Origin of the sequence: Desulfovibrio sp. UIB00 (assembly GCF_022508225.1) — a bacterium.
In the GTDB taxonomy this organism is placed as follows: Bacteria; Desulfobacterota; Desulfovibrionia; order Desulfovibrionales; family Desulfovibrionaceae; genus Desulfovibrio.
On record NZ_JAETXJ010000018.1, the window covers coordinates 1 to 6,390 of the forward strand.

Consider the following 6,390-nt stretch of genomic DNA (forward strand, 5'->3'; position numbering starts at 1 on the left):
GGAGAAGAACATGGCTTTTATTTCTTCCGGGTACAATCCCGCAAAACCGATGGAAGGCCGTATCAGCGATATTGGCCCCCGCAAATATAATGAATTCTTTCCGCCGGTAATTGCCAGGAACTTTGGCAAATGGCTTTATCACGAGATTCTGGAGCCCGGCGTGCTCGTGCACGTGGCTGAAAGCGGCGAAACCTGCTACACGGTGCGCATTGGCGGCACCCGTACCATGTCCATCACCCACATCCGCGAGCTGTGCGACATCGCCGACAAGTATTGCGGCGGCCATTTGCGCTGGACAACGCGCAGCAACATTGAATTCATGGTGGAAGACAAAGCCACTATGGAAGCACTGCGCGACGACCTGAACAGCCGCAAGTTTGACGGCGGTTCGTTCAAGTTCCCCGTGGGCGGCACTGGCGCTGGCATCAGCAACATGGTGCACACCCAGGGCTGGCTGCACTGCCACACCCCCGCAACCGACGCCTCCGGCCCGGTCAAGGCCGTGATGGACGCCCTTTTTGAAGAGTTTAAAGACATGCGCATGCCCGCCCCGGTGCGTATAGCGCTGGCCTGCTGCATCAACATGTGCGGCGCTGTGCACTGCTCGGACATCGGCCTTGTGGGTATCCACCGCAAGCCTCCCATGGTCGATCATGAATGGGCTGACCAGCTCTGCGAAATCCCGCTGGCTGTTTCCGCCTGCCCCACCGCCGCTGTGCGCCCCACCAAGGTGGAGCATAACGGCAACAAGGTGAACTCCATCGCCATCAAGGAAGACCGCTGCATGTACTGCGGCAACTGCTACACCATGTGCCCCGCCCTGCCCATTTCGGATGCCGAAGGCGACGGCGTTGCCATCATGGTTGGCGGCAAGGTTTCCAACCGTATCAGCATGCCCAAGTTCTCCAAGGTCGTTGTGGGCTACATCCCCAACGAACCGCCCCGCTGGCCCACACTGACCAAAACCATCAAGCATATTGTGGACGTATACGCGGCTAACGCCAACAAGTACGAACGTCTGGGCGACTGGGCTGAACGCATCGGCTGGGAAACCTTCTTCAAGATGACCGGCCTTGAATTCACCCACCACCTTATCGACGACTTCCGTGATCCCGCCTACTACACGTGGCGTCAGAGCACGCAGTTCAAATTCTAACAGCCTTTGGCCACCCCGCTTTCCTCTGCGGGGTGGCCAGGACAATGAGGTTCCTATGACGCCGGATCAACAAAAAATCGTTGATTTCATCGCTGAGAAAAACAAAACCAAGTTTTACTTCAAAGACTTTCTGGATATTTTCCCTGAAAAAGGCCCCAGAGAGGTAAAAAAAATACTGACTTCAATGGTGCAATGCGAAGTGATGGAATTTTGGTCCTCAGGCAGTACAACCATGTACGGCCTCAAGGGGGCTGGAAAGCAAAGCCAGGCCGAAGGCGAGGGATAGGAAATGCCGTTCCTCCACAGCCCTCAATAACCTCGTCCTGAGCTGATCTGCACTGCAGGCAGATGATGTGAAAGGCGAAGTTTCGGAGCACGCCATTGCCGCCGGAACTTCGCCTTTTTTCATGGGGAACTGCATGAATTAGTCGGCCCCGGAAAAATCCTTTGGTTCGTCAAAAGATATGGATGCCGGGCGGAGCTTATACAGGTCAAACCGTTTGAGCCGGGAAATAAGGGTTGTTGGTTTTATCCCCAACAGGGCCGCAGCGCCCCGGTTGCCGTATATGAGCCAGTTTGTGCGCTCCAGCGCGGCTTTCAGATTGGCTTTTTCCATGTGCCGCATCTGCTTTTCCGTCAAAATCTTTTGCGGGCCGCTGGCAGGCTCGCCGCAGCCTTTTTCCGACAGATCCGCTGGCCCGCAAAGGGCAAGATAGGCCAGGGCCTGCTCCGGCCGCCCGGTGATGACCATTCTTTCAACAAAATTCTGCAATTCCCTGATGTTGCCCGGCCAGCTATAGCGCCGCAGCCTGAGCATCTGTTCTTCCGACAGGTCAAAAGTGCAGCGACCATTTTTTTTACAAAAAACGCCGATAAAATGCCGCACCAGCAGGGGGATGTCTTCTTCCCGCTCGTTAAGATTGGGCATGATGATGGGGAAGACTTGCAGGCGGTAGTACAGATCGTCCCTGAACGTTTTGTTCTGGATGGCCTGTTTCAGATTTTTATTGGTGGCGGCGATGATCCGTACATCGGTGCGGCGGCTTTTGCCTTCCCCGACTCTCCTGAACTCTCCATCCTGTATGACCCGCAACAGCTTGCCTTGAAGCTCCAGCGGAATCTCGGCAATTTCATCAAGGAAAAGGGTTCCGCCGTCAGCCAGCTGAAAAAATCCCATATGGTCACTGATAGCGCCAGTGAAAGCCCCCTTGGCATGACCAAAAAATTCGCTTTCAAAAAGATGCTGTGGGATTGCGGCGCAGTTTATCTTGATAAACGGGCTGGTTTTTCTTTTGCTGTGCTTGTGCAGTTCATGGGCGACAAGTTCTTTGCCCGTGCCGGAATCGCCTTGAATGAGTACGGTTGCTTCCGTATCCCCGACAATCTGAATCTGTTCGCGAATTTCCTTGATTGCTGCGCTGTTACCAATTATGCCCGTAAACTTGCGCGCTTCGTAGAGTTCTTCGCGGAGGTGAGCGTTTTCCAGCTCTTTTTTCTGGTTGCTGGCATCGGCTATTTCAAAAAGACGCGCATTGGCAATGGCGTAGGCGATATGGTCGGCAACCATGCGCAAGAGTTCAAGGGTGCCCGCTTCAAGCATGCCGCGCGAAAAAACCGCTATGACGCCAAGGGTTTCCCCCCGGCAAACAAGGGGCTGCCCGACAAAGCTGACAATGCCCTCCTGCTCGATCCATTGTGGGTCGGCAATCCAGGGTTCCGTGCCGTCAATGCGTGCAACCTCAAGCGGTTTGTTGGTCAGGGCTATGGCCCCGACTTTCCTGCTGCCAAGGGGAAATCGATAAAATCCAGACAGTTCAGTTTCTGTCCACAGCCTGCCGTCAATGCGGGATTTGCCGTAGCTGGCCTTGAGGTGCAGGCATCGCCCCCGGCCCGCGCAGATTGCGTTATCTGCGCATGCGGGGCAGGCGGTATCTGGCTCCACAAGCCATATGCGCACCAGCGCAGAATCGCGCGCGGTGCCGAGGCTTTTAACAGCCAGCGAGAGCACGTCTTCTACCGCGCGCTGCTGCGCCAGATCCAGAAGGAGGGTCTTGATGTCTCTGTCGCCAAGAATAATCATAGAACGGCAGTATATAGCACAGGCCAGCACTCCGCAATTCCGCATTCCTCGGCAAAGTAAAGGCGGGCAATGCACTGCCCCCAGGAGCGCGCTCAATCGTTGTTTACGAACCATTGGCGTGCTGGGGGCGACATGCTTTGCCCGCCCGAGCTTATCCATGCAAATAAAAAACCGTAGCTATCGCGTTTTTCCGCGCTGCTTGCGCTCCGCTAATCAAACTTTGCCGTAATCTGCTTTGCGCCATTACGCAGCTTGGTAATAAGAGACTCAAGAACCTGGCTCTGCTGCGAAAGGTCAATCAGTGCCGTTGATATCTCCTGAAGCGCAGCCGAAGTCTCGGACGTGTTCTGATCAGCCGCAGAGATGGCTTGCGTTATTTCAGCAGAAGCGTGCGTCTGTTCATCCACAGCGCGGGCAATGGCCTGAATCTGGTCGGCCATTTCGTTCACATGGAGTGTGATCTGGCTGATGGCTTCCCCTGTTCCCTCGGCCATGTCATTAACTTTGGAAATAGCTTCAACCGCAACGTCCACCCCGCTGACGTTGTTTCGCGTGCCTTGTTGCACGGCCTTGATGGCATCGCCCACTTCCGTTACGGCCAGCATGGTTTTTTCTGCGAGTTTGCGCACTTCGTCCGCAACAACGGCAAAGCCTCTGCCGGCATCTCCGGCCCTGGCGGCTTCAATGGCTGCGTTCAAGGCCAGCAGGTTGGTCTGGTCTGCAATATCGTTAATGACATTCATAATTTTGCCAATGTCTTCAGCCTTTTGCCCCAACTCACTCATTCCTGTTTTCAATCCGTCTGCAATGGTTTGCACGGACTTGATGGCTTCAACCATATTACGAACTTCGCCAAGCTCCTTATTCGCATTGACTTTTACCAGTTCAGAAGAAGATGAAGCTTGCGCCGCATTGGTTGATACCTCCTGCACAGAGGTATTCATCTGCTCCATGGCAGCTGCAACAGAATTCATGCTGTTTGAGAGGCTTAATGCAAAATTGCTGGATTGCTCAACCTGAGCTGAAATTTCCTGCGATGCCGAGGTAACGGAACCGACAACACCGTCGAGCATATTGGCAGCTTCAACCATGCCCGCAGCACGCGATTTAAGGACATCGTCCCTGGCTTCGGACGCCTCCTGGGCATGCTGCTGTGCGCGGGCTTCAGACTCTTCGGCTTCTGCTGTTTTTTGCTCGGAAAATAGTATCTTATCTTTCAGGCGTGAGACCATGGCCGTCAAAGAGCGCTCCAAGGCCTGCAGCTCCGCTTTAAAGGAACCCTTCGGCTGCGTATCCAGTTCTCCCTCAGAAATCTGGTGGGCAAATATCTGGAGCCGCAAAAGAGGATTCACAAGGCTGTTGCGCATGATAAACCATACAGCACACACAATTAAAACCAATATGATAATGGTTGCTGCGCCAATAGCAACGGCCGCGCTCTGGGTTCTTTTAACGGCATCATCCAGTGAATAGATTATTTCAAACGCCCCATGGATTTCGCCTTCCTTCCAGCCCTCCTTGATGCCGCCAATGGGGTCAGGCGCACCCTTTGGGTCGCCATGGCAGTACATGCACTCTGCGGTCAGAGCTATTGGCTTGAAATAATGGATGGCGTCGGGCTGACGCACCACAAGCTCTGTGAGCCTCTGCGACATGATTTTGTCCAGGGCGGCTTTTTCCAGCTCGTTGGGCGTATTTTCTGGATTGCGCGGGGAATACTTGGGGACACGAAACCGGTAACCAAGCTTGCTCGCATTTTGTCGCGCCATTTTTATGGCCGTGATGATCGGCACGGCATCAACCAGTTTATCGCGCGAGATTTCATCAAGCGGCTTGATAACACCGTTGAACTTAAGGGCCATTTCCTGACGTGCCGATTCAGCCATGCTGACAATGCCGCGTGCTGATTGAAGGACGGCCTCTTCTTCAGACTTCCATATGCTCTGCATTGCATACGCAAATACCAGGATGGCAAGAAGCGTTGGCCCGAGTATTGATAGAAGCAAAACTTTCAGCTTGATACTCATAAGTCCCCCACAATTGCGAGTCACAAAACGTTAGGGCCTCAAATCTGCACAACTAAAGATGCTCACTCAGGATTTTGAAAAAATCAGCCACAGGACCCGCAATATTGCCAGGGTCCTCGCTTTCTACTATCGAGCTAGATAAAAATTCATATAAATACAAACAATAAACAGTTCTTGAAGTCAATATAAACCGCACAATATGAAGTATATCGGCACAAACTATAACAACATTAGAAGAAAAAATAATTTTTTTATCATGCAATATTAGAAAGTTACACAATTTTTCAATACAATATTTCATAAAAATAATTATCTCATGAAATAAATATGTTGCATTAATAAACAATAGCTTACTATCAACTTGTTATTTTTCAGCAATAAAATCTACTTTGCAGAAGAAATAATTCAATACATACTGCCAATACACAAATATACAGACAATCTCCAACTCCCCCAGGCAAAACAATAACACTTTTTAATATCATAAAACACGTTATCGATTATACATAAAACAATGGCGCACCAAGATTGCTCTCAGGGCGCCACAGACAGAAATCCCACGGGCATGCTGCCCACAATAAATTCTAAAAACTAAAAGCCTACCACTCGTTTTCGACGGTGCCATTATTTTTAGCAGCAGCTATAAGTAGAGCCTATGACACCTGTGCGAGTTTCATGGCTGGTGTTATGCCACCGATGCCCATGTTTGAGCGCTCATTGTTATAACTCCAGAGCCATGCCGTGGCAAAATTTTGTATCTCTTCAAGGCTCTCAAAGAGGTATTGATTGAGCCAGTCGTAGCGTACTGTCCGGTTATACCGCTCGATGTATCCATTTTGCTGTGGGTTCCCCGGCTGGATATAGCGCAAACGAATTCCCCTCCGTCTGACCCAGTTTTGTAGTCTGGCACTGATGTACTTAGGGCCATTGTCAACCTTGATACGTTGCGGCAACCGACCTTGGAGACGTAGTCTTTCAAGGACTCGCACTACTCGAACTCCAGGCAACGACATATTCACTTCGAGCGTGGGGTTTGAACGATCCCATAGATCGGCGATTGTCAAAATCCGGATGCGCCGCCCACCCATAAGGGAATCGCTCACAAAATCCATCGCCCATTGCTCATC

5 protein-coding genes are annotated in these 6,390 nt (G+C 51.8%); 2 read left to right on the plus strand and 3 right to left on the minus strand.

Annotation, left to right across the window (positions count from 1 at the left end):
- Positions 1 to 10 precede the first annotated feature (10 nt).
- Together dsrB and JMF94_RS14980 are read left to right on the plus strand one after the other, a co-directional pair.
- Entirely contained in the window at positions 11 to 1,156 is a 1,146-nt protein-coding gene (gene dsrB, locus JMF94_RS14975; protein ID WP_240826098.1) for a dissimilatory-type sulfite reductase subunit beta, read from the plus strand.
- A gap of 55 nt (positions 1,157 to 1,211) precedes the next feature.
- Positions 1,212 to 1,442, plus strand: coding sequence for a dissimilatory sulfite reductase D family protein (locus JMF94_RS14980; protein WP_215648696.1), 231 nt, complete (start codon positions 1,212 to 1,214; stop codon positions 1,440 to 1,442).
- Positions 1,443 to 1,580: 138 nt separating this feature from the next.
- On the opposite strand, the gene JMF94_RS14985 is transcribed toward JMF94_RS14980, so the two are convergent.
- The 3 genes from JMF94_RS14985 to JMF94_RS14995 all read right to left on the minus strand — a co-directional run.
- A complete protein-coding gene (locus JMF94_RS14985; RefSeq protein WP_240826095.1) occupies positions 1,581 to 3,236 on the minus strand; it encodes a sigma 54-interacting transcriptional regulator in 1,656 nt (551 codons plus the stop codon).
- A gap of 209 nt (positions 3,237 to 3,445) precedes the next feature.
- Positions 3,446 to 5,185, minus strand: coding sequence for a methyl-accepting chemotaxis protein (locus JMF94_RS14990; RefSeq protein WP_240826096.1), 1,740 nt, complete (start codon positions 5,183 to 5,185; stop codon positions 3,446 to 3,448).
- 731 nt (positions 5,186 to 5,916) lie between these two features.
- Positions 5,917 to 6,390: integrase core domain-containing protein (locus JMF94_RS14995; RefSeq protein WP_240826097.1), on the minus strand; the 474-nt coding region annotated here is incomplete at its 5' end.

What these genes read in the sequence shown, in the direction of transcription:
- dsrB (WP_240826098.1), top strand. Translation starts at nt 11, where the DNA reads ATGGCTTTTATTTCTTCCGGGTACAATCCCGCAAAACCGATGGAAGGC.
- JMF94_RS14980 (WP_215648696.1), top strand. Translation starts at nt 1,212, where the DNA reads ATGACGCCGGATCAACAAAAAATCGTTGATTTCATCGCTGAGAAAAAC.
- JMF94_RS14985 (WP_240826095.1), bottom strand. Translation starts at nt 3,236, where the DNA reads ATGATTATTCTTGGCGACAGAGACATCAAGACCCTCCTTCTGGATCTG.
- JMF94_RS14990 (WP_240826096.1), bottom strand. Translation starts at nt 5,185, where the DNA reads ATGCAGAGCATATGGAAGTCTGAAGAAGAGGCCGTCCTTCAATCAGCA.